The sequence below is a fragment of the Bacillus sp. ISL-78 genome (genome assembly GCF_018613455.1).
Classification (GTDB): domain Bacteria; phylum Bacillota; class Bacilli; order Bacillales; family DSM-1321; genus Peribacillus; species Peribacillus frigoritolerans.
This window is the reverse complement of record NZ_JAGGQC010000007.1, coordinates 129557-152029: the sequence shown is the minus strand read 5'-3', so window position 1 is coordinate 152029 and position 22473 is coordinate 129557. Positions and strand designations below refer to the sequence as shown.

Here is a 22473-nt window from a genome sequence, read left to right as displayed (position 1 = left end):
ATTATCCTTCTCTTAACATATTTTCAGTCATTTCAAGACTTAAGGCCTTCTCCAAATTAATCAGGACGAGCAGTCGCTTTTCAATTTTAGCCACTCCGCTAATGTATTCTGAAGACAAATGTCCCACAACTTCAGGCTGAGGTTCGATACTCTCCACTGGAATATCCAAAACATCATTGGCAGAGTCCACTATTAACCCCACCTCCATATCATCCAGAATAACGATGATAATCCTGGTTGATTCATCATATTCCACCTCTTCAAAATCAAAGCGAACCCGTAAATCAATAATTGGAGTGATTACCCCCCTTAAATTTATGACTCCCTTAACGAATTTTAAAGCCTTTGGAACCCTGGTAATATGCAGTAGCTTTTCAATGCCGCTGACCTTATCCACTGGAATTGCATATTCCTTATCCTTAATTTGAAATACGATTACTTTCATATCCTCCGACATCTATTCCCCTCCTTTAAAAAAATAATGATGATTGTGAAGTCTTGACGAAATCTCATCGACATGGTCGAACCATCCCAATACCTGCACCATTCATCTATCATTCAATGAATCAATGTGTTGCAATCTATGATTAATGCAACTTGACCATCACCAAGTATCGTAGCCCCGGATATGGCAAATGCACTGGTTAAATAATTGCCCAATGATTTCAGAACGATTTCCAGTTGCCCGATAAATGAATCTACGACTAATCCCGCTAATTTATCACCTTTTCTTACAATCACCACAGAGAGGGACTCTTCTTCTTCCTGACTGATAGGCACTTCAAATATATCTTTCAAGAATAGAAGCGGCAGAACCTTACCCCTGAAGTCAATGACTTGTTGATTATGGGCATTCATGATATCAGCTTTTTTTATGATTGCTGTTTCTATGATGGAAGAAAGCGGTATGGCATATTTTTCGTTTTGGATGGCAACCAGCATGACAGAAATTATGGACAATGTAAGCGGAAGCTGAATAAGGAAGATGGATCCTTCATTTTCTTTGGAATCGATCGCCACAGATCCACCGAGGGACTCTATGGTATTTTTAACTACATCAAGCCCCACACCGCGTCCCGATACATCTGAAATGGTTTCCGCTGTTGAGAAACCAGATGCGAATATCAATTCATAGATTTGCTTATCGGTTAGGGTGGCGGCAGTTTCCTTAGTTAATATCCCATTGGATAGCGCCTTGTTCAAGACTCGATCTTTATTGATTCCTGCGCCGTCATCCTCGATTTCAATGAAAACATGATTACCGCTGTGATATGCTTTTAACAGGATTTTACCTTCTTCATTCTTCCCTTTCGCCAAACGTTCTTCAGGTGTTTCAATTCCATGATCCATGGCGTTCCTTATTAAATGGACGAGGGGATCACCGATTTCATCAATGACTGTACGATCAAGTTCCGTTTCGGCACCGTTGATTTCCAAATTGACTTTCTTGTTTAAGTCCCTTGCCAATTGACGTACCATTTTAGGAAAACGATTGAATACAGTTTCCACGGGCACCATCCGCATATTCAATACGATTGTTTGTAAATCACTGGTTATACGGGACATTCTTTCTACCGTTTCATGCAATTCTTGATTATCCAAATCACTGGAAATTTGGTCAAGCCTGCCTCTATCGATTACTAGTTCCTCGAATAAGTTCATCAATATATCAAGCCGCTCAATGTTAACCCGAATGGTCTTGCTTGATGCCGTCTTAACGGGTGCCTGTTTTTTCTTATCATCATATTCCGTTGGAAGCTCGGCATTATTTGTCTCTTGTTTTGGGATTTCAGTAACTTTATCCTCTATAGAATGGGCGGCATACCGCAAGTGTTCTAGATCAAGTGCATTTACGACAACTTGTTCCACTTCTGAAACCTTCATGATTTTATTCTTTATCTCATCACTCGATTCCGTTGTTACCATCGTGATTGTAAATCGCTGATCGAATTGCTCTTCTTCCAAAAGTTCGACGGGTGGGTGTGACTTGATTACTTCACCGGACTTTTCAAGCACCTCAAAAACCATAAACACCCTGGCAGCTTTTAAAAGACAGTCCTCACGCAACCCTATCGAAATTTCGAAGCTGTTGAATCCCTGATCCTTTGACTGTTGTAGTACGGTCCATTCAAATTCATCGTAATCTCCAACAGTCATTTCCTCCTTTTCAAGGACAGCAGAAGCTGCTGCCACTTCTGCAATGGTTGAAGAAACGGGTGACTCGCCTTTTTCAATCATTTCCAGCTGATGGACAACCCCCATCACATTTCTTTTTCCATCTCCACCTTCAGCAATAGACACGACCATCGCTTCTAAATCATCTACCGCTAAAAATATCACGTCAAACAATTCAGGCGAAAGAACGATTTGACTGTTTCGGATCGCATCCAGAACATTCTCCATTTTATGAGTTAAATTGGCTAGATCCTCATAACCCATAGTTGCTGACATCCCTTTTAAGGTATGGGCGGAACGAAAGATTTCGTTTACTATCGAGAGGTCTTCCGGGTTCTTTTCGAGTACCAGCAACTGTTCGCTGCATGTTTGAAGATGTTCTTTACTTTCTTCAATAAATACCTCTAAATACTGATTCATATCCATACAATCTCACACCTCCACGTGTTAACAATAGCTTATTACTGCTCTAGCTATTTTTTCTACATCCTCTATGCTATCTATTAACTTGGTATTGATTGCCGCCTTGGGCATACCAAAAACGATTGAAGTCTCCTGTGATTCGGCTATCGCTTTTAAAGGACCCTTTTGTTTAAGCTTGGTAAGCCCCTTTGACCCATCCATCCCCATCCCGGTCATGATGACGGCTATTTTCGCATAATCATTCATTTCACTCACCGATTCAATCAGCACATCAACCGACGGGCGATGTCCATTACGCAAATCGGATTGATCCAAAAGGATTGCCCAGCTGATTCCGACTTTCCTCACTTTCAAGTGATAACCTCCAGGTGCGATGTAGGCGACACCTTTTTGAATCAGTTCTCCCTCTTCAGCTTCCTTCACTTTAATCTTGCATAACGAATTCAGGCGTGTTGCCAAGGATTTTGTGAAACCGGGGGGCATATGCTGGACAATGAGTATAGGAGCATCAATGTCTTCTGGGAGTCCTGTCAAGACAGTCTGCAGAGCTCTCGGGCCTCCTGTTGATGTACCGATGACTATTATTTTTTTGTATCCATAGGACCATTTTATTTGATTTTTTTCGTTTGTTGATGATAACATTGAATCTATTTTACTATATTTTTCCCAAACGGATGGGCTTCTTTCAATATTTCTCGCATTTTTTTCTAGTTTGTGAACATTTGCCCTGCTGGCAGCCAAAACTTTTTCATGGAGTTCTTTCTTGATTTTATGTAAGTCCAATGAAATGGCTCCCGAAGGTTTAGCCACAAAATCAAAGGCTCCGCTGTTCATGGCGGCAAATGTATTTTCCGTTCCTTTTTTTGTTGTGCTTGATAACATGACTACAGCGGTTGGACATTCATTCATGATCCGGTTTAATGCTTCCAACCCGTCCATAATCGGCATTTCCACATCCAAAGTCACGACATCGGGTTTTAAAGCCTTTATTTTTTCTATGGCATCTATTCCATTCCTGGCAGTCCCGATGACTTCCATCCTGCTATCTTCTGCTAAAAAATCTGAGATTAACTTTCTCATAAATGCAGAATCGTCCACTATCAGCACTTTTACTTTATCCATAGAAGGAGACCTACTTTCCCAAAAAATATCTCTTCATATTTTGGAGGAAACGGCTTTTTTGCAAAGTCAATTCTTCCCCAAATGAATGATTTGCATATCTCGAAGCAATGTCCATGATGGCTTTGGATACATCGGCTTCAGAATCGAAAAGGAGAAAGGGCATTTGTTTGGTAACAGATTTGGGTACGCTTCTATCAGCTGGCAGGTAACCTAGAGCTACAGCTTCCAGACCTAAAAATTTCACTAGCGCATTTTGTAGCCGGTTAATCGTTTCTTTGCCGTCCTTACTCGAGAAAACGCGATTGCAAACTAGGAAGAATGGAATCTCTTTGTTTACTGAATGAATATATTTCATTGCGGAATATGCATCCATGATGGACGTAGGTTCAGGCGTCGTGATAACGACCAATTCATCCACACATAACAGGAATTTCATGGAATCCTCAGTGATGCCTGCACCCATATCAAATAAGATATAATCGTAATTTGCCAGCAATAAACTGAATTCTTCATTAAAGCGCGAATATTTATCTTCATCAAGTGAAAAGAGATTCGTCATCCCTGTTCCTCCTGTAATGATTGAAATATTTCCCGGTCCTGACATGATGATATCCTTCAACCTACATTCTTTTTCAAAAAAATCAATAATACTGCAGGGCGAGTGTTCCCCGATCAAAATATCAATATTCCCCATACCGATATCCATGTCGAACAACAGTACCTTTTTCCCTCTTTGGGATAAAGCAATGGAAAAATTCAAAGAAAAGTTTGATTTTCCCACTCCACCTTTACCGCTTAAAACGGCAATCGTTTTGGCCATTGATTGATTTTGGCGGACTTCCAATCTTCTTCGTAAATTCTCAGCTTGATCTTTCATATTTTTTAGCCCCAAAAGCCATTTTCATTAGTTGTGATGATGTAGCTATTTCAATATCGTCCGGTACATTCTGTCCATCTGTTATATAGGCGACTCCTAATTTATGAGTGTGTATAAAATTGAATACAGGCCCGAAAGTGGAAGTTTCGTCCGCTTTTGTAAAAATGACCTGTTTAAGCGGTATGGCAGCAAACTGTCGATAAATATCTTCCATATCCTTCTGTTTAGAAGTCAATGACAGCACTAAATAGGTTTCCATCTCATCTGTAAAATGGATGATTTCATTTAGATCCTTAACATATTGCGCGTTACGGAAATTCCTTCCGGCCGTATCAATGAAAACAAAATCATAATGGGAGAAGCGTTCAGCCGCCCTTTTGAAGTCTTCCAGATTATAAGCCACTTCTATGGGAACGTTTAAGATCTTGGCATATGTCTTAAGTTGATCTATTGCAGCAATCCTGTACGTATCCGTCGTAATGAAAGCCACCTTTTTATCATGCTTCAACATGGTTTCTGCAGCCACTTTTGCCAAGGTCGTCGTCTTTCCCACACCTGTCGGGCCAACAAAATTAATATACTTTTTTTGCAGTCCGGTTTTTCCATTATCGACCTTTTCCAAAATCCCGAACATGGCTTCTTCCAACCAAACTTGAACCTCTTCATCAGTGGATTGTTGTTTAAAAACGAACCATTTTTCAAGAAGTTCATCCATGATTTTGGACCGAAGTGAAAGATCCACTTCCTGCTCGGTTAGGTATTCATGCATTTCCTGCAGTTTCCCCGGATATTTTTGATCAGGTGAATAGATTTGCAAGGTCTTTATCATATCTTTCAAACCTTCGATTTCTTTTAATAAGTCAGCACTTTCCCTATTGCCTTCATTAGGTTCCAGGGCATGACTTGCCATTTCCAGCTTTGAAGGCAACTTCTTCGATTTTTGTTTGGTTACGGTTTGGATAGACTGGGACAAGGGGTCTATGGCTGCAATGACTTCAATATTCCTCTTCTTGAATAACCCTAAGAAACCACCAGTATATACAGCCTTTGAACTTAAGATTACCGCATCACTGCCTAGTTCCTCCCTTATTCGCTTCATTGTCTCGTTCATTGTTGGTGCCAAATATTTCTTTACCTTCAATCGAAATTCACCACCCCTACACTTTGTACTTCTACATTCGATTCGAGTTCATTGTATGAAAGAATCGGTACATTAGGAAAATAACGTTCAGTTAATTGCCGGGCATACATCCTTACTGCTGGAGAGCAGAGTAAGATCGGTTGGTGATCCATTAGGGTCAGCTCTTCCAATTTGGCTGCAATTGCCTCCAATATGGATTGCGATAGAGTTGGATCCAATGATAAAAAATTACCATGTTCGGTTTGCTGTACACCATCCGCGATAGTCTTCTCCACTTTTCCCGATAATGTTATGACTTTAATTCTATTTTCATCCGTAATAAAAGAATTCGTTATTTGTCTGGCTAAATTCTGCCTTACATACTCAGTAAGCAAATCTGTGTCAGTCGATAACTTGCCATAATCAGCAAGTGTTTCGAAAATGATCGGTAAGTTCCTTATTGAAACTTTTTCCTTCAATAATTTTGCCAATACCTTTTGTACATCTCCTATAGACAAAGGATTCGGAGTGACTTCCTCCACCAGTATAGGTGCCGATTCGTGAAGATGATCGATCAATTGTTTCGTTTCCTGCCTGCCCAATAATTCCTGCGCATTGGCCTTTATGACTTCCGTCAAATGAGTGGATACAACGCTTGGCGGGTCCACAACTGTATAACCCAACAATTCGGCATGTTCTTTCATGTCATCCGTGATCCACTTGGCTGGTAAACCGAAAGAAGGTTCAATTGTATCGATTCCTTCTATTGAATCATCCTCCACCCCTGGACTCATGGCCAAGAAATGATTAAGGAGCAATTCCCCCTTTGCCATGACGCTTCCTTTAATCTTCAGCCGATACTCATTGGGATTCAACTGTATGTTATCACGTATTCTGACAACTGGGATCACGAGCCCCAATTCAATCGCAAGCTGCCTGCGGATCATGACGACTCGGTCCAGTAGGTCTCCCCCTTGATTGGCATCCGCAAGCGGAATCAATCCATATCCAAATTCAAATTCGATCGGGTCGACACTTAAAAGGTTAACGACGCTTTCTGGACTTTTCATTTCATCGGTTTCCAACACTTCTTCCATTTCTTGTATTTCACTTTCGTCCTGCTTTGGAATCCTTGAAATCGTATACCCTCCAACGACTAATAAAGCAGCGATCGGAATGGTGAATAAGTCGGAAATGGGAGTGAATAACCCTAAAAGGAAAATGGTTGCTGCTGTTAGGTAAAGCATTTTGGGAAATTGAAATAACTGTTCAACAATATCCGCTCCGAGGTTTCCATTCGAGGCAGCCCGGGTTACAACTATTCCCGTAGCTGTAGAAATCAATAAAGCAGGTACCTGACTCACGATACCGTCACCAACTGATAACATGGAAAAATGGACGGCTGCCTCTCCAAAGCTCATGTCCAATTGCATGACGCCAATGATCATACCGAAAATCAAGTTAATGATGACAATGATGATGCCCGCTATGGCGTCCCCTTTAACAAACTTACTCGCTCCATCCATGGAACCATAAAAGTCTGCTTCGTTACTGATTTTTTCCCTTCTGGCACGTGCTTCGTTTTCGGAAATCATTCCAGCATTTAAATCTGCATCGATGGCCATCTGTTTCCCTGGCATCGCATCCAGTGTAAATCTTGCCGCCACCTCCGAGACCCGTTCGGAACCTTTCGTGATGACGATGAAATTGATGATGACCAAAATGATGAATACAACTAATCCTACAAGCACGTTACCGCCGACTACAAATGACCCAAAGGTTTCTACAACTCCCCCAGCATCACCATAGGTCAAAATGGCACGAGTCGTGGAAACATTCAACCCCAGCCTGAACAACGTCAGTAAAAGGAGCAAGGAAGGAAAGATTGAAAATTCGAGAGGTTCTTTCATATTCATCGTAGTCAATAGAACCAGCAACGCAAGAGAGATATTTAATAGGAGTAAAATACTTAACAACCATGTTGGCAATGGAATGACCAACATGGCAACGATCATGATGACGCTCGATATAACAACTAAATCTCTTGCTCGCATGTTTTTTTCTCTCCTTACTAGCGGGTTACCCTATTACTTCTTTACAGTTTACCTTTGGTTTTATATACAAAGGCCAGTATTTCAGCGACCGCCTTAAAGAACTCTTCAGGTATCGCCTGGCCTAATTCGGCTTGATCATATAAAGACCTGGCCAAAGGCCGATTTTCCACCATGATCACATCGTTTTCTTTAGCAATGAATTTAATTTTCTGCGCAACAAAATCAACGCCCTTTGCCACTACATACGGAGCCTCAGCTTTTTCTTCATCATATTTTAAAGCAATGGCAAAATGCGTCGGGTTGGTGATGACGACATCCGCATTGGGAATTTCCTGCATCATTCTTTGAGCTGCCATCTGCCTCTGCTTTTGCTTTATCTTGGATTTGATGAGCGGGTCCCCTTCGGAATTTTTATACTCATCCTTAATATCCTGTTTGGACATCCGGATGTTTTTTTCAAAGTCATATTTTTGATACAAATAGTCTAATAGAGCAATGAACAATAAAGCCACAGCGGCATAAAATCCTACTTTTATCGTAATATCCGCCAATGTTGCCATTGCTTCTTCCACAGAAATTTGCGATAAGATCATTATCTCATCCATGCGCTGCCATAGTACATAAAAGGCAACAAAACCAACAAATGCTATTTTAAGAATGGATTTCAATAATTCAACAATGGCCCTCATTGAAAAAATGCGCTTGAACCCTTTAATGGGATCCAATTTTTCAAGTTTGAACTGAATGGATTCAGTAGAAAACAAAAATCCGACTTGCATGACATTAGCCAATATCCCAGCCACTAACGCTGCTGCGAAAACGGGTCCCAGGATAAGGCCCATCTCCCTTAAAACCTCAATCATGATAATTTGCATATTTTCCTCGTTGAATCCAGTCAAGGTAAAATGTTGCAAATATTCTCTCATGAGACCGAGCAGATGATTATACATGTACGGTCCCATAAGCAATAATACTGAAAACACTGCAAGTAAATTCACAGAGGTATTTACATCCTGACTCTTTGCCACCTGACCTTTTTTCTTCGAATCCTGACGTTTTTTGGGAGTCGCCTTTTCGGTCTTCTCACCTGCGAAAAACTGCAAATCCAACTGAAACCTCTCCACATCAAACGCCTCCAATCAACTGCATTAGATGACGCATGGTCAAAAGCAAGAAATTGAAGAGTTGGGTGACAACTGTCATCATCATCCCCATTACCACTATGATAACCGCTAAGCCGGCAATGATTTTCACTGGAATTCCGACAACGAACACATTTAATTGAGGGACTGTCCTGGCAAGTATCCCCAGCGTGACATCCACTAAGAAAATACTTCCCACTACAGGTATGGACATTTGAAAAGCAATCATGAAAGCTTTGCTGAAAGCTTTGGCCAAATATTCTATCAGTGCATGATCTCCGAATGGTACAAATAATTGGTCAATCGGGATGAACTGATAACTATAAAAAATTCCATCCAAAAGCAAATGATGACCGTTAGTGCTCAATAGGAATAATAAAGCGACCGTATAAAGGTATTGTCCCATCAACGGGCTTTGTGCCCCCGTTTGGGGGTCGATGACATTCGCTATTGAAAAACCCATTTGGAAATCAATCAATCCGCCAGCGACTTGAACGGCGGACAAAATCATATACGCTGCAAACCCAATGAAAAGGCCAACAAGCGCTTCCTTCATGATCAAAAAATAAAACGTCACATCCAATTCCAGAACCGGAGCATCGATGGTGTAGTACATGATCCAGGCAAGGAAGATTCCAAGCCCGACCCGATGTTGTACCGGTATTGAACGGTACGAAAAAATAGGCATGGCCACGAAAAACGTAGTGACCCGGACTACAATTAATAAAAAGGCGGGAAAGTGCGGAAATAATTCCTCCATGCCCTACCCTACAAATCGATTCAGATTGCCGAATATTTCATTTGCATATGATAATAGGTGGCTCAGCATCCATGGAGCCAATAAAATGAGTCCCAATAAGACTGCGACGATTTTCGGAACAAATGCCAAGGTTTGTTCCTGAATCTGTGTAGTCGCCTGAAAGATGCTTACTAATAGTCCTACAATAAGAGCGATTACCATCAATGGACCAGCAATTATCAATACCATATAAATTCCTTTTTCTGCTATATCAATAACAAAATCTGCACTCATTTTTTCTCACCTGCTTAAAAACTCTGTAATAAAGACTTCACCACTAAATACCATCCATCAACAAGAATGAAAAGGAGGATTTTAAATGGCAGGGAAATCATGACTGGCGGCAACATCATCATCCCCATCGACATCAGAACACTTGCAACGACCATATCAATAACCAAAAAGGGAATGAAAATCATGAAGCCTATTTGAAAAGCTGTTTTGATTTCACTGATTGCAAAAGCCGGTACAAAGGCAGTCAAGGGAATGTCCTGTATCGTTTCAGGCTTATCCACCTTGGCATAATCCAAAAATAACGCCAGATCCTTTTGCCTTGTATGGGCACTCATGAATTCCTTGAATGGTATCGAGGCCTGTACATATGCCTCTTCTAAATCTATCTCTTCATTAAATAATGGGGTTAATGCCTTTTCATTCACTTCCTGAAAAGTCGGTGCCATTATGAAAAATGTCATGAAAAGTGCCAAGCCGACCAACACCTGATTCGGCGGCATCTGCTGTGTAGCTAGCGATGTTCTCACAAAGCTCAGGACAATGATGATTCTTGTAAAACAGGTCATCAAGATCAATATGCTTGGAGCCAGTGATAAGACAGTCATCAGAAGTACAAGTTTGACGGAAGTAGAGACATTAGTGGGATCACTGTTATTAAAAAACTCCATGAACTCATTCATTCATTGTCTCTTCCTTTCCTATCAAGCTCCTTTAACAGCTTTTTCCTGCTATCAGACATTTGATCAAGTTGACTTTTGAACTCTGCAGAGAAACTAGCGGCTTCGGACCCGCCTTTCTTCAACCACTTATTTTTCAACTTCAATGCAAGTTTCCCAGGCTGGATCATTTGATCGATCTTATCGTTGTGATCTTTCAAAAGCTGTTCATATTCCTCGGGATCATCTATTTCTTTCAAAAGCTGAATATTTTCGCCTACCCCGATCACCAATATTCGCCCGCCGACCTTAACAAGCTGAACTGAACGGTTTGCACCAAGGGCCGTACCGCCTAAATTCTCCACCGAATTTGCCTTTTGATACGATTTACTTTTTTTATTAATGAACTTTAATAGGGTATATAGAAGGGCCACTACAAAAATAGTAGCAAATATCATTCTCAGAAACTCCCAAACGGTTATCCCCACTTTGTCAGGATTCGTTGCCTGTTTGGTAGATTTCGAGTCTATTGTTTCACCTTTATCCACCTTTAAATCATCTGGCTGTTCATAAACATCCTTCACTGTTTTTTCAAGATCTTCCGCATGGGCCTGTATGGCCCCAGAGAAGAATACTGCTATCATCAGTGAGAACTGAAGCCATTTTTTAATTAAAACCAATATGAAGACACCCTCTTAACTTAATGCTTTATTTATGGCTTCCAAAACACGGTCTGCCTGGAATGGCTTCACGATAAAGTCTTTTGCACCCGCCTGGATCGCATCGATGACCATGGCTTGCTGCCCCATCGCTGAACACATGATGACCTTAGCTTGAGGATTTATCTTTTTAATTTCCTTTAACGCTGTAATACCATCCATTTCGGGCATGGTAATATCCATCGTTACAAGATCCGGGTGGGTTTCTTTATATTTATCCACTGCTTGGGCGCCATCTGCTGCTTCCCCGACTATTTCAAAACCATTTTTAGAAAGGATATCCTTTATCATCATTCTCATAAATGCTGCATCGTCCACAATTAAAATTTTATTAGCCATTATTTTCGTCCCCCAAATTATTTTATTTTATTTAATCGTTCACTTTGACTCATGATATCCGTAACACGCACTCCAAAGTTTTCATCAATCACCACTACCTCACCTTTTGCTATCAAGCGGCTGTTTACCAGGATATCCACTGGCTCTCCTGCTAATTTATCCAATTCGATGATCGATCCGGAGGAAAGCTCCAAAATATCCTTTACGGAGCGTTTCGTTCTTCCAAGTTCCACAGTCACTTGCAAGGGGATATCCATCAGCATGCTGAGATTTTTCTTTTCAGGCTCCTGAAGCTGATAAGGCTGGAAACTAGTGAAACTGGCAGGCTGAACATTCACCGGCTGTCCTGTTGGTACGGATGAAACTCCAAAATGTTGTGGTACATTCGGTATTTGGTTCATGGGTTGGGTTTGATGACCGCCTTGTCCATAAGTTTCATTTACCGATCGATCAGGCCGGTTATCCTGGAATGGTGCCGGCTCCTGAGTTGGAATGTTCATTACTGGATCACTCAGTGCTTTTTGCGTATTCATATCGGCAGATTGGCTTTCGCCCGTCCCATTTAATAATTCAGAAACTAACCCTTTAGCAAACTCTAACGGCAACAATTGCATAATGTTGGAGTCAATTAAGTTACCGACACGGAGGCGGAACGAGATTTTTGCAAATAAGTCCTCGTCAGGTATCGCATTTTCACCTACTCCATTTAAAAAGTTAAGTAAATCTACGCTAGGTGGTGAAATATCCACTTTTTTACTGAAAATGGTCGACATGGATGTCGCAGCAGAACCCATCATTTGGTTCATGGCTTCCTGGACAGCACTCAATTGAATTTCCCCAAGCAGGTCAGAAGGATTCTCCCCATCTCCGCCAAGCATCAAATCTGCAATGATAGCTGCATCGCTCTGCTTGATTACCAGCATATTTATACCTGAAAAACCTTCTGTATATTGCACTTGAATCGCTACGTATGGATGCGGGAATTCTTCCTCGATCTGTCCCCTTTCAATTAAAGTAACCGTCGGGGTGGTGATATCCACTTTCTGATTCAACAACGTGGATAGAGCAGTGGCCGAACTTCCGAAGGAGATATTACCAATTTCACCGAGGGTGTCGAGTTCCATCATTGATAAATAATCGTCAATCGAAAGAGGGAACACCTCATCCTCTATATCACTTGTACCTTTTAAAAGGGCATCTATCTCATCTTGTGAAAGCATTCCATCACTTACCATCTTCGTCTCCCCCTTTCAAAATATCAAGAATCTGGATAGCATGTTTTTTTCCTACTTTTCCTGGCTGCCCGCTGTATTTTGGGACCCCTCCAATGGTAATCGTCAAAGGTTCATCGATTGCCTTATTTAAATCGATGACATCGCCAACATCAAGCAGCAAAAAATCCTCGATGGTGATGTCCGTGGAACCAAGTTCGGATATAATGGGAAGATCTGCGTTTCGGATACGCTGTTCCAAAATCATGATTTCCTCCGGGATTTTTTCCTTTTGGGAATTTTCCATCCAATAATGAGCGGACAACTTTGGTATGATCGGTTCCAATACGACGTGAGGAATGCAAACATTTATCATTCCGCTCGTTTCTCCGATTTGTGTATTCAAGGATATGACCACAACTGTATCGTTGGGCGAAACCAGTTGCAGGAATTGTGGATTCACCTCGAACTCAGTCATCACCGGGTCTATGTCAACGATCGTTCCCCAAGCCTCCTGTAAATTTTCAAAAGCCTTCTCGAATAAATTCGACATGATTTTCGTTTCTATTTCCGTTAAACTATCCACCTTATTCATGCTTATGCCCCGCCCGCCCAAAACGCGATCCATCATGGAATATGCGATATTCGGGTTTACCTCAAGAATGATTCGTCCATCCAAGGGCGGTACCTCAAAAACATTCATGATGGTCATTTTCGGAATCGATCGGATAAATTCTTCGTATGGTAATTGATCTGCAGAAGCAACGGATATTTGGACATATGTTCTGAGCTGAGCAGAAAAGTATGTGGTCAGCAGCCTGGCAAAGTTCTCGTGTATCCTAGTCAAACTCCGGATTTGATCCTTTGAAAACCGAAGCGCCCTTTTAAAGTCGTATACTTTCACTCTTTTTTCTACTTCTTCTTTTTTTAAATCATCTGCATCCATTTCCCCTGTGGAAATGGCCGATAACAAAGCATCGATTTCATTTTGCGATAATATTTCCCCGGACATTAACACTCACCTCCAAAGCTTCCCCTTCTTATTTAATGAAGCAAGGATGTTCTTATTGCAGAATCGAGGAAGTTATATAAACCTTTTCAACTTTTCCTTCTTCCATTAATTCATTCATTCTAGTCTTTAAAGCTTCCTGAAGCTTTTCCTTACCTTTTTTACCGGTTAACTCTTCCGCTTTCATTTCGGATAGTTCGGTAATGATGATATTTTTCACTTGAAAATTTCTTTTTTCCAACTCTTCTTTTGCTTTTTTATTTTCCGTTTGGACCATAAATGATATTTTAATATAATCATTGCCGGCAAGATTCGTAGTAATTTCAGGAACCTCCACTGATGATTGCACAATTTCGTCAATGCTAGGTTTATCTTCGGCAGATGTGGGATCAGATAACTTTGTCACAACCACGACCGCTATGACACCAACAAGCGTTATAGCCACGAGTAAAATCAACATAATAGTCAATAGTTTTTTTTTCATGAACTTTCCTCCACATCCTTACGAAAACCGAGAACATTAACGGTACGATAAAATTGTATGATAGCTTCAACCAGTTCCTCTTCCTTCTCTAGCACAACGATTTTCTTACCATTTGTAAATGTAATCGTCGTATCTGGCAATGACTCGACTGTGTCTATGTACAATGCATTTATATGAAAGCATTTTCCATTGAGCCTTCTGACTTTGATAATGATATTTAGGAGCCAGAGCAAGAGACCTGGCTCCTCCCTCCCTTAACCTATCGTTTTAAGTTAACTAATTCCTGTAAAATTTCATCCGACGTCGTAATGATCCTGGAATTCGACTGGAAACCACGTTGAGCAACGATCATTTCAGTAAATTCTTCTGATAAATCCACATTGGACATTTCCAATGAACCTGATGCAATCACACCGCGCCCCTCACCTGCGATATTGATGTTTGCAGTACCTGAATTGATTGATTCCTGAAAAGTATTTCCACCCGTTTTCGTCAAGCCTGATGCATTGGAAAACTTGGCAACGGCCAGTTGGCCTAAGGTTGTGATAAGTCCATTGGAATAAACGCCATTTATTTCCCCTGATGCACCAATGTTAAAACTTTCCAGTTTACCTTCTTTATTACCGTCCGGATTGACAAGAGCAGTAGTGGAACCTTTAACTTGAGTGAGGTTCGAGAAATCAAAATCCAAATTAACTTTTTGAACGCTTTCATCAACTGCTGTATCCGAGTCGTCCTCATTGCCGCTTGAAATGTTTATGGTTTGACCTGCCTGGGTTTTATCTGCTGCCACGATCTGACCATTAGCATCGAAACTCACTGAAGTGAACGGCTTTGGTTTAGTGGCTGAGGTATTCCCCAAAGCAGCAGGTTCTTCATCAAAAAGCTCCCATTTATCATCACCGTTTTTTTGGAAATAGATAGTTGCCGTTTGTTCTCTTCCCTTTTCATCCACAACTTTCATTTGCTGGCTAAATACGGTACCATCAATTGCGTCAGAAGCTAGATTTCCACTTACTGATATTTTAGTAGTGGTAATGGCAGGTAAAATCGCATTGACGTTAACAGCAACGTCGCCAATCGTTTTTGATCTTTTCCCGTTTTCATCAATCTTGTATGCCTGTACTTTCAAACCATTCGCGTTTACAAGCGTACCGTTATCATCCAGATAAAAGTTACCTGCGCGTGTATATGAAAGAGAATCACCTTGCTTGACGACAAAATAGCCATCACCGGATATCCCTAAATCAAGATCGCGGCCGGTGGTTTGCAGGCTTGACTGTGTATGGATCGTATCGATTGTAGCAATCGTGGAGCCCAATCCAATTTGTTTGGAATTGGTTCCGCCTTTATTGGCTGTTGCTGCACTTGCACCAGATACCGTTTGGTTCATCGCATCACTGAAAGTCACACGGCTTTTTTTGAAACCATATGTATTGACATTGGCAACGTTATTACCGATAACATCCAATTTTGTTTGTAAGTTTTTTAATCCGCTTATTCCCGAATACATTGAACGAAGCATATAAACCTCCCCTTTCATATAACGACTGCTCCGTCATTCCGCAGTCCAGGCTTCCTTTTCCAGGTCCAGCCTATTTATCTATAATTATGGTTCCATTGATTTCGTGAAAATTTGTGATGTTGCTTCATCCCTGTCCATGACCGTGATGGCCTTGTTGCTTTCCGTGCTTACTATGAGTGCCGCATTAGCTGTAATAATGAAAAGAGCTTCGGTTACCCACACCTTTTTGGCCTCATTGGCTTTATGGGCTATTTTGTCCCAAGTTTGCAGGGCTATATCTATACTCCTTTGACTCTTCCGTAATTGAGCATGTTTACTAATGGTCTAATTTTCATTTGTGGAGACAGCAGCTTGAAAATGCTATCGAAAGCCTTTGTGGGATCATCTGCCTTTGCCTAAACTGTAATTGGGTTTGTGACATCACCTGAGCGGAATCTGCTTTGCTCCTTAAGCTTCAGCGATTTTTATCAATTGCTCTGATGATAACTTGGTTTTGTTTTCATCATCCATTTCAATTTGCAGCTTGCCATTACTCATGGATACCGAGATTACGACAGCGGAAGACTCTCCACTTTTTTCGTCCATCCAGGAAACGCGCTTGCCTATTAATTCACTTGCCTCCGTCAGGTTATTCGCCGTGGAACTTGTTTGTTTCATTGCCGAAATATTTGCGGGTTCAAGCTTTGTGCCATCTTCTAACAGAAAATAAACACCATCCCCCTTATATTGAATGGATTTAACGATGCCTTTCCCTTCTTCTATCGCAAGGTCTTCATCGCCTTCATCCAACTTGTGCCAAGTTACTTCCTTTCCTACAAAAGAGTTATAGTTCATTAAACTATTCTGTTGATTGACCCCAATTATTTCTTCCAATTGGGCTCCCATATTCATCATCTGTTCCAGAGAAGAAAAAGTGGCCATTTGGGCGATGAATTCCGTATTATCCATCGGACTTGAAGGATCTTGGTTTTGAAGCTGGGTAAGCAACAATTTCAAGAAATCATCTTTTCCCAATGCATCCCCGGCTTTTCTGTTTTCAGTTTGAGATTTTGGTAATAATAGCGATGTATCGATGGTCGTCATTTTTTCACCTACACTTCCAGATTTAACAGAGCATCGGCAAGGGATCCCATAAACTCGCTTTCCGTCTCATCATTGTTTTCTTCCTTACTCTCCTGTTGTTCATTATGTTCTTCCGCATCTTTCTGGCTGAATTTCTCAGAGTTAAAAGCATTGAAGGCCTGCGATATTTCAATTCTTTCAATTTGAATGTTTTGTCCGCTAAAGGCTTGTTTTAAACCGTGAATCTGATTCTCTAGCATATCTTTGGCCTGGGAAGTAGTAGCCAGAATCTTGGCTGACAGCATACCATCCTTTTGAATCAACTCAATTCTTAGGGACCCTAAATGTTCAGGATTCAATCTGATCACCAGTTTATTTACACCGTTAGTTCCGCTAAAGTTAGCCTTACTTAAAATATTTTCAAATTGCTTAACAAACTCTTCTTGACTGATGGTTTGCCCACCTTTTGGAGCTGTCAAGACGAATTGTTCCAGCTTTGTCATGAAAAAAGGCATACCAGGCCCTTGATGTTTACCGCTATCCGTACTTTGCAAAGTCAAATCGCTGCCCACTGCCCCATCCTTATTTACTTTGTCACTCCCGGATGATTGCGAGAATGCGCTTTTCAATGTCTCTATGGAATTAGTTTGCCCTTTCTCCAACGTGTTAAATGATCGTTCAATTTCTGATTTAGACTGATTGGACACCCATTTCTCCAGCTTTCCCGTTATCCCTTCAAGCAGGCGGTTCATTTGCTTCTGGATGGCTGCTTCATCTTGTGTCATATCCTTATTCTCCGAGAGAATAGATTGAATTTTCACCATTTTCAAAAGATTCACCACACCAGATAAGGGGAGGTCTTGCCATTCTTCTTCGCTCAATGCAGTAACCTTTTTCAGGATTGTATACAGGTCCATGACATTGGCTGATAACAAACTTTGTGAATTCAGACTGAAGTCATCCACTTCTTGTTCTAAATCCAGTTCCTTGATGCTCGCTAAGAAATCCGCAAGGGCATCCTCATCATTTCCAGATTCATTTGATAGGACTTGTAAAATATGGCTGTTACCTTGTTGGTTTACTGTAGGGGCTACGGCAGCATTCTCTTCCCCTGTATCACTCAACCTTTCAAGTTTCAAAAAAACAAGCAAATCCTTTATTACAGAAATTCGTCCTTCAGTGATGACTGCCATATCCGATGGAATGGGGGGGTCTGCACCCATGGCTGATTGAAGGACGGAACCAAACCCTGAATTAGTTTGCTGATTTGCCTTAATCGGTACCTTTAGATTCAATGATGCCAAAGGAAGTATAGAATTAATGGCTGAATTCATATATTCACCTCCTCACTCTTTCTACTTAAGAACTTTGTTCCGTTAGTTTCTTCGTTAATCTTGCAGCATCCGCTGTTGTCATTTGCTCCAAAACCTTAGCTAATGTGGCTGCTTTCATACTTGAAAGAATTTCCACTGCATCTTCATCATTCATTTCTGTAATGATAGGTGCAGCTCTCTTGGGAGCCATCGTTTCATAAGTACGGATTATATCTTTGAACGCTTGTTTACTATTATTCTGACTATCCTTAAGTTGATTCATTTCTGTTTGAAGCTGCTGTTTTTCCGCTTCTGCCTTCGCAATGGCCTTATCACGTGTATCAATGATGCCCTCAAGCTTCTCTATCTCCTTTTCCTTATTATCAATCTCGGTTTCCAATTTTTCGAGCTTCATGGAAACTTTCTCATCATTATTCGCTGATTTACCATTCTCTTCATCCTTTTGATCCGATTCAATGAAGGGTATTTTCGCCGACATTTCCTTTGCCTTTTTCACTACATCCACCCCTGCAACTGTAAAAACGATCAATGCAACAGTTACCGCAAAGATTAATGGAATGAAGATGACAAGAAACCATTGAAACTTGCTTATCTTGCTTTCTTTCAATTCATTAGATTCACTTTTTTTACGCATTCCATCACCTTACGCCTTTGCTTAAGTATTGCCGGATAGATATTTCATCCATTTCTTTGTTCTCAGCTTCCTTCATGACATCGAGAAATTCAAGATAATCATTTTCTTTCATTTTATCGTACTTTTTAACCTCGATATTTCTTTCCATCAATATATCCCGTTGAGTATTCATCTTGTATCGCGCTTCAATGACTTCCTGTTGACAGAGGCTTAAGAGTTTTTCCAAATTGTCCATAAATAACTGATGATGACGAATATCCTGAACGGATAATCCATTTCGCAGCTTCTCCTGTTGAAACTCAAGCAACTCTTCTTTTTTCTTTAAAAGCTTATATAATTTTTCTGCCACTTCTTCAAATTTTTTTAAAGCAGCATTATATTTAGCCAGTGCATCGGTTTTTTCTTTTTCTTTGATGGACAGGATTTTCTCGAACTTATATTGATAAATCATCATTAATCCTCTTTCTCCATCAATTCGACAAGGGCGTTGATACTATTATCTTTAGAAGCATGTTCATTGGTTCCTTGCTTTAAAAATGAAATGATGTCCGGATAGCGTATAATTGAATGATCTATCTGTTTGGAAGAACCCTTCTTATAAGCTCCTATATTTATCAAATCTTCCGACTCCATATAGGTTGATAAACTTGCCCGCAATTTTTCTGCAGCGTTTTTATGCTTTTCCCCAACAATATTGTTCATGACACGACTAATGCTCTTTAATACATTGAGCGCTGGGAACTGTCCTTTATTGGCCAAGTTACGGTCCAGTATGAAGTGACCGTCCAAAATTCCCCTGACAGCATCAGCAATCGGTTCATTCATATCATCACCGTCGACGAGAACTGTATAAAAAGCTGTAATGGTACCCAGCTGATTTGTTCCCGTTCTTTCAAGTAACCTTGGAAGGATGGCAAAAACGGATGGCGTATACCCCTTGGTCGTCGGCGGTTCCCCGATGGCAAGCCCAATTTCCCTCTGGGCCATCGCAACCCTCGTGACCGAATCCATCATCAGCATCACATTCAATCCCTTATCACGAAAATATTCCGCGATGGCAGTTGCCGTCAAAGCACCTTTTATCCTCATCAACGCAGGCTGGTCAGATGTCGCCACTACAACGATTGATCGTGCAAGTCCTTCTGGTCCAAGATCTTTCTCAATGAATTCCCGAACTTCACGGCCCCGTTCTCCAATAAGACCGATTACATTTAAGTCCGCATCCGTATTCCTTGCCACCATTCCAAGCAACGTGCTTTTCCCGACACCGCTCCCTGCAAAGATACCAACACGTTGTCCTTTTCCAACTGTTAATAAACTATCAATCACTCGAACTCCTACATCTATCGGCTCATTAATGGGAGGTCGTTTCATCGGATTCGGCGGATCTTGATCCACGGAAATTGTCGCGAGACCTTTTGGAAGCATGGAGTCATCAATAGGATTTCCCAATGGGTCGACTACTTTGCCAATTAGCCCACTTCCCACCTTTATCTCAAGACTCCTTCCGCTCCCTTCCACGATACAACCCGGTGCAATATCACTAACTGCTGTAAACGGCATTAAAATAACCATTTCATCACGGAAGCCGACAACTTCAGCCAAGATTCGATTTTTCTTTCTTTGTATACCTGTATAGATATAACAAACATCGCCTACAGAGCTTTCAGGGCCTTGAGATTCTATCATTAACCCCACGACACGTTTGACCCGTCCGTAATGTTTGAAAGGATCAACCTCATCAATTAAGGCCAATAGGTCTCTAGTTTTCATCTCTACTCCCCTTCCAGCAATTCAGTTAGTTTCACTTTTATTTCCTGCAGCTGACTGTCGACACTGGCATCCATCCTTCCGTTTTCGGATTCAATGATACAGCTGCTTTCTTCAAGCTCATCATCCGGAAAGATATACAACTCGGTATCTTTCGGAAAGATTGCCATCAATTCATCTTTATGAGAAAGAATCGATTGATATTGGATCGGATGGATGTGCAGTTGCACTTCACTGCTATCTCTCACCTCTTTGATGGCTCTTTTAACTATCGATAAAAAAGACACTTCATCTTTTTCAAGCTGTTGCCCGATAATTTTCTCTGCCACTTTCAGGGCAAGATTCAAAATAACCGTTTCAGATGATTCAATGTGGTGCCGATAATCCTTTTTTGAAGACTCTACCACTTCATTAGCGAAGGCTATTTCCGCTGCAATCTCGTTATACCCCTTTTGAATACCATCTTCTACTCCCTGCCGATACCCTTCTTTTTGAGCTTGTTCGATAAACATTGCTTTCTCTTGATTCTCCCATTGTTCTCGTTCTTGCTGGATTTCGGCAGCAATCGCTTGGGCTTTTTGTTTAGCTTCGAGCAATAACGTTTCCGCTTCCTGTTTAGCATCATTGAGAAATTCATCAGATTGAAGATAATGAAGGTTTTTCCGCTCATCTGCAACATCATTTTGAAGAAGGTCGAAAGGGCGCAATTTTATTGCAATCTTTTTGCTTTTCTCCTGATTAGCCTGCTGGGATTTGATAATCCTAGACAATGATATCATCCCCTCCGCCGCGGGCTATCACAATATCACCAGTTTCCTCCAACTTTCGAATGACGGCAACAATTCTTGATTGTGCTTCTTCCACATCACGCAAACGTACCGGTCCCATAAATTCCATTTCTTCCTGGAACGTTTCAACCATGCGTTTTGACATGTTTCGGAAGACGATTTCCTTCACTTCATCACTAGCCACTTTAAGAGAAAGTTTAAGGTCTTCGTTATCAGATTCCCTGACTACTCGCTGAATCGCCCTGCCATCAAGGGTCACGATATCTTCAAAAACAAACATTCGTTTCTTGATTTCCTCAGCAAGCTCCGGATCTTGGATTTCAAGTGCATCCAAAATCGTTCTTTCCGTTGAGCGGTCAACACCATTCAACACATCCACAACAGCTTCAACTCCACCAGTCTGTGTATAATCCTGGGTTACGGTCGCAGAAAGTTTCCTTTCGAGTATTTGCTCCACTTCATTGATGATTTCCGGTGAAGTGCTATCCATTAATGCAATCCTTCTTGCAATATCTGCCTGCACCTCTTGCGGAAGTTCAGACAATATTTGTCCAGCCTGTGTGGGATCAAGATAAGACAGGATCAATGCAATGGTCTGCGGATGCTCGTTCTGGATGAAATTCAAGATTTGTCCAGGATCTGCCTTTCGTGCAAAGTCGAATGGACGAACCTGTAAGGATGATGTTAAACGGTTAATGATGGCGGTTGCCTGATCAGTGCCTAATGCCTTTTCTAAAACCTGTTTCGCATATCCTATCCCGCCCTGCGAGATGTAATCCTGTGCCAAAGCAATATTATGGAATTCTTCCAGGATTTCTTCTTTATCATGGGATTCCACTTTCCTCACTCCAGAGATTTCAAGGGTCAATCTCTCAATTTCCTCTTCAGTAAGATGCTTATATACGGATGCAGAAACATCCGGGCCTAAGGAAATAAGGAGGATGGCAGCTTTCTGTTTGCCAGTCAATCCGGCCTTTTTTTTTCTTTCTGTCACTT

General features: G+C 41.1%; 25 protein-coding genes. All 25 read right to left on the bottom strand.

The features are described 5' to 3' along the window. Nucleotide 1: 1 nt before the first annotated feature. Complete coding sequence (locus J7I96_RS09475; RefSeq protein ID WP_214768508.1) at nucleotides 2–457, bottom strand: chemotaxis protein CheW; 456 nt, start codon at nucleotides 455–457, stop codon at nucleotides 2–4. Nucleotides 458–558: 101 nt separating this feature from the next. Next, nucleotides 559–2601, bottom strand: a complete 2043-nt coding sequence (locus tag J7I96_RS09470) for a chemotaxis protein CheA (protein WP_214768509.1) — start codon at nucleotides 2599–2601, stop codon at nucleotides 559–561. A 21-nt stretch (nucleotides 2602–2622) separates the two neighbouring features. Beyond that, a complete protein-coding gene (locus J7I96_RS09465) occupies nucleotides 2623–3720 on the bottom strand; it encodes a protein-glutamate methylesterase/protein-glutamine glutaminase (RefSeq protein WP_214922954.1) in 1098 nt (365 codons plus the stop codon). A 10-nt stretch (nucleotides 3721–3730) separates the two neighbouring features. Next, the gene (locus J7I96_RS09460; RefSeq protein ID WP_214922953.1) at nucleotides 3731–4597 is read right to left on the bottom strand and encodes a MinD/ParA family protein; all 867 of its coding nucleotides are present in this window, start codon (nucleotides 4595–4597) and stop codon (nucleotides 3731–3733) included. Continuing rightward, nucleotides 4581–5738 carry a flagellar biosynthesis GTPase FlhF gene (gene flhF, locus J7I96_RS09455; protein ID WP_214922952.1) on the bottom strand — a complete coding sequence of 386 codons (1158 nt, stop codon included), beginning with the start codon at nucleotides 5736–5738 and terminating at the stop codon, nucleotides 4581–4583. Before flhF ends, J7I96_RS09460 begins: the two co-directional genes overlap by 17 nt. Beyond that, a complete protein-coding gene (gene flhA / locus J7I96_RS09450; protein WP_214768513.1) occupies nucleotides 5735–7771 on the bottom strand; it encodes a flagellar biosynthesis protein FlhA in 2037 nt (678 codons plus the stop codon). Before flhA ends, flhF begins: the two co-directional genes overlap by 4 nt. Before the next feature lie 41 nt (nucleotides 7772–7812). Next, nucleotides 7813–8895 (bottom strand): flagellar biosynthesis protein FlhB, encoded by a 1083-nt coding sequence (gene flhB, locus J7I96_RS09445; RefSeq protein ID WP_214922951.1) that lies wholly within the window; start codon nucleotides 8893–8895, stop codon nucleotides 7813–7815. A gap of 1 nt (nucleotide 8896) precedes the next feature. Beyond that, complete coding sequence (gene fliR, locus J7I96_RS09440; RefSeq protein WP_214768515.1) at nucleotides 8897–9673, bottom strand: flagellar biosynthetic protein FliR; 777 nt, start codon at nucleotides 9671–9673, stop codon at nucleotides 8897–8899. Between the two features lie 3 nt (nucleotides 9674–9676). Then, complete coding sequence (fliQ, locus tag J7I96_RS09435; protein ID WP_101224658.1) at nucleotides 9677–9946, bottom strand: flagellar biosynthesis protein FliQ; 270 nt, start codon at nucleotides 9944–9946, stop codon at nucleotides 9677–9679. A 14-nt stretch (nucleotides 9947–9960) separates the two neighbouring features. Beyond that, the gene (fliP, locus tag J7I96_RS09430; protein WP_063596265.1) at nucleotides 9961–10626 is read right to left on the bottom strand and encodes a flagellar type III secretion system pore protein FliP; all 666 of its coding nucleotides are present in this window, start codon (nucleotides 10624–10626) and stop codon (nucleotides 9961–9963) included. After that, complete coding sequence (locus tag J7I96_RS09425) at nucleotides 10623–11282, bottom strand: flagellar biosynthetic protein FliO (RefSeq protein WP_214922950.1); 660 nt, start codon at nucleotides 11280–11282, stop codon at nucleotides 10623–10625. The genes fliP and J7I96_RS09425 overlap by 4 nt, the downstream gene beginning before the upstream one ends. 15 nt (nucleotides 11283–11297) lie before the next feature. After that, a complete protein-coding gene (gene cheY, locus J7I96_RS09420; RefSeq protein ID WP_048684828.1) occupies nucleotides 11298–11660 on the bottom strand; it encodes a chemotaxis protein CheY in 363 nt (120 codons plus the stop codon). Between the two features lie 17 nt (nucleotides 11661–11677). Then, entirely contained in the window at nucleotides 11678–12895 is a 1218-nt protein-coding gene (gene fliY / locus J7I96_RS09415) for a flagellar motor switch phosphatase FliY (protein ID WP_214768517.1), read from the bottom strand. After that, nucleotides 12885–13883, bottom strand: a complete 999-nt coding sequence (gene fliM, locus J7I96_RS09410) for a flagellar motor switch protein FliM (protein ID WP_214768518.1) — start codon at nucleotides 13881–13883, stop codon at nucleotides 12885–12887. The genes fliY and fliM overlap by 11 nt, the downstream gene beginning before the upstream one ends. 52 nt (nucleotides 13884–13935) lie before the next feature. Continuing rightward, nucleotides 13936–14364: a flagellar basal body-associated protein FliL gene (fliL, locus tag J7I96_RS09405; RefSeq protein WP_214768519.1), complete on the bottom strand. Its 429-nt coding sequence runs from the start codon at nucleotides 14362–14364 to the stop codon at nucleotides 13936–13938. Next, complete coding sequence (locus J7I96_RS09400; protein ID WP_207200431.1) at nucleotides 14361–14597, bottom strand: flagellar FlbD family protein; 237 nt, start codon at nucleotides 14595–14597, stop codon at nucleotides 14361–14363. Before J7I96_RS09400 ends, fliL begins: the two co-directional genes overlap by 4 nt. Nucleotides 14598–14623: 26 nt before the next feature. Further along, nucleotides 14624–15889, bottom strand: coding sequence for a flagellar hook protein FlgE (locus J7I96_RS09395; RefSeq protein ID WP_214922949.1), 1266 nt, complete (start codon nucleotides 15887–15889; stop codon nucleotides 14624–14626). Between the two features lie 84 nt (nucleotides 15890–15973). Then, the gene (locus tag J7I96_RS09390) at nucleotides 15974–16111 is read right to left on the bottom strand and encodes a hypothetical protein (protein ID WP_214768521.1); all 138 of its coding nucleotides are present in this window, start codon (nucleotides 16109–16111) and stop codon (nucleotides 15974–15976) included. Between the two features lie 225 nt (nucleotides 16112–16336). Beyond that, a complete protein-coding gene (flgD, locus tag J7I96_RS09385; RefSeq protein ID WP_214768522.1) occupies nucleotides 16337–16972 on the bottom strand; it encodes a flagellar hook assembly protein FlgD in 636 nt (211 codons plus the stop codon). An 8-nt stretch (nucleotides 16973–16980) separates the two neighbouring features. After that, nucleotides 16981–18285 carry a flagellar hook-length control protein FliK gene (locus tag J7I96_RS09380; protein WP_214922948.1) on the bottom strand — a complete coding sequence of 435 codons (1305 nt, stop codon included), beginning with the start codon at nucleotides 18283–18285 and terminating at the stop codon, nucleotides 16981–16983. Between the two features lie 25 nt (nucleotides 18286–18310). Then, nucleotides 18311–18919, bottom strand: a complete 609-nt coding sequence (locus J7I96_RS09375) for a MotE family protein (protein ID WP_214768524.1) — start codon at nucleotides 18917–18919, stop codon at nucleotides 18311–18313. Nucleotides 18920–18923: 4 nt separating this feature from the next. Further along, nucleotides 18924–19373 carry a flagellar export protein FliJ gene (gene fliJ / locus J7I96_RS09370; protein ID WP_311380714.1) on the bottom strand — a complete coding sequence of 150 codons (450 nt, stop codon included), beginning with the start codon at nucleotides 19371–19373 and terminating at the stop codon, nucleotides 18924–18926. Continuing rightward, complete coding sequence (fliI, locus tag J7I96_RS09365; RefSeq protein WP_214768526.1) at nucleotides 19373–20692, bottom strand: flagellar protein export ATPase FliI; 1320 nt, start codon at nucleotides 20690–20692, stop codon at nucleotides 19373–19375. Before fliI ends, fliJ begins: the two co-directional genes overlap by 1 nt. A gap of 2 nt (nucleotides 20693–20694) precedes the next feature. Next, on the bottom strand, nucleotides 20695–21459 hold the full coding sequence (fliH, locus tag J7I96_RS09360) for a flagellar assembly protein FliH (protein WP_214922947.1): 765 nt from the start codon (nucleotides 21457–21459) through the stop codon (nucleotides 20695–20697). Beyond that, nucleotides 21452–22471, bottom strand: a complete 1020-nt coding sequence (gene fliG, locus J7I96_RS09355; protein ID WP_214922946.1) for a flagellar motor switch protein FliG — start codon at nucleotides 22469–22471, stop codon at nucleotides 21452–21454. Before fliG ends, fliH begins: the two co-directional genes overlap by 8 nt. Nucleotides 22472–22473: the final 2 nt, after the last annotated feature.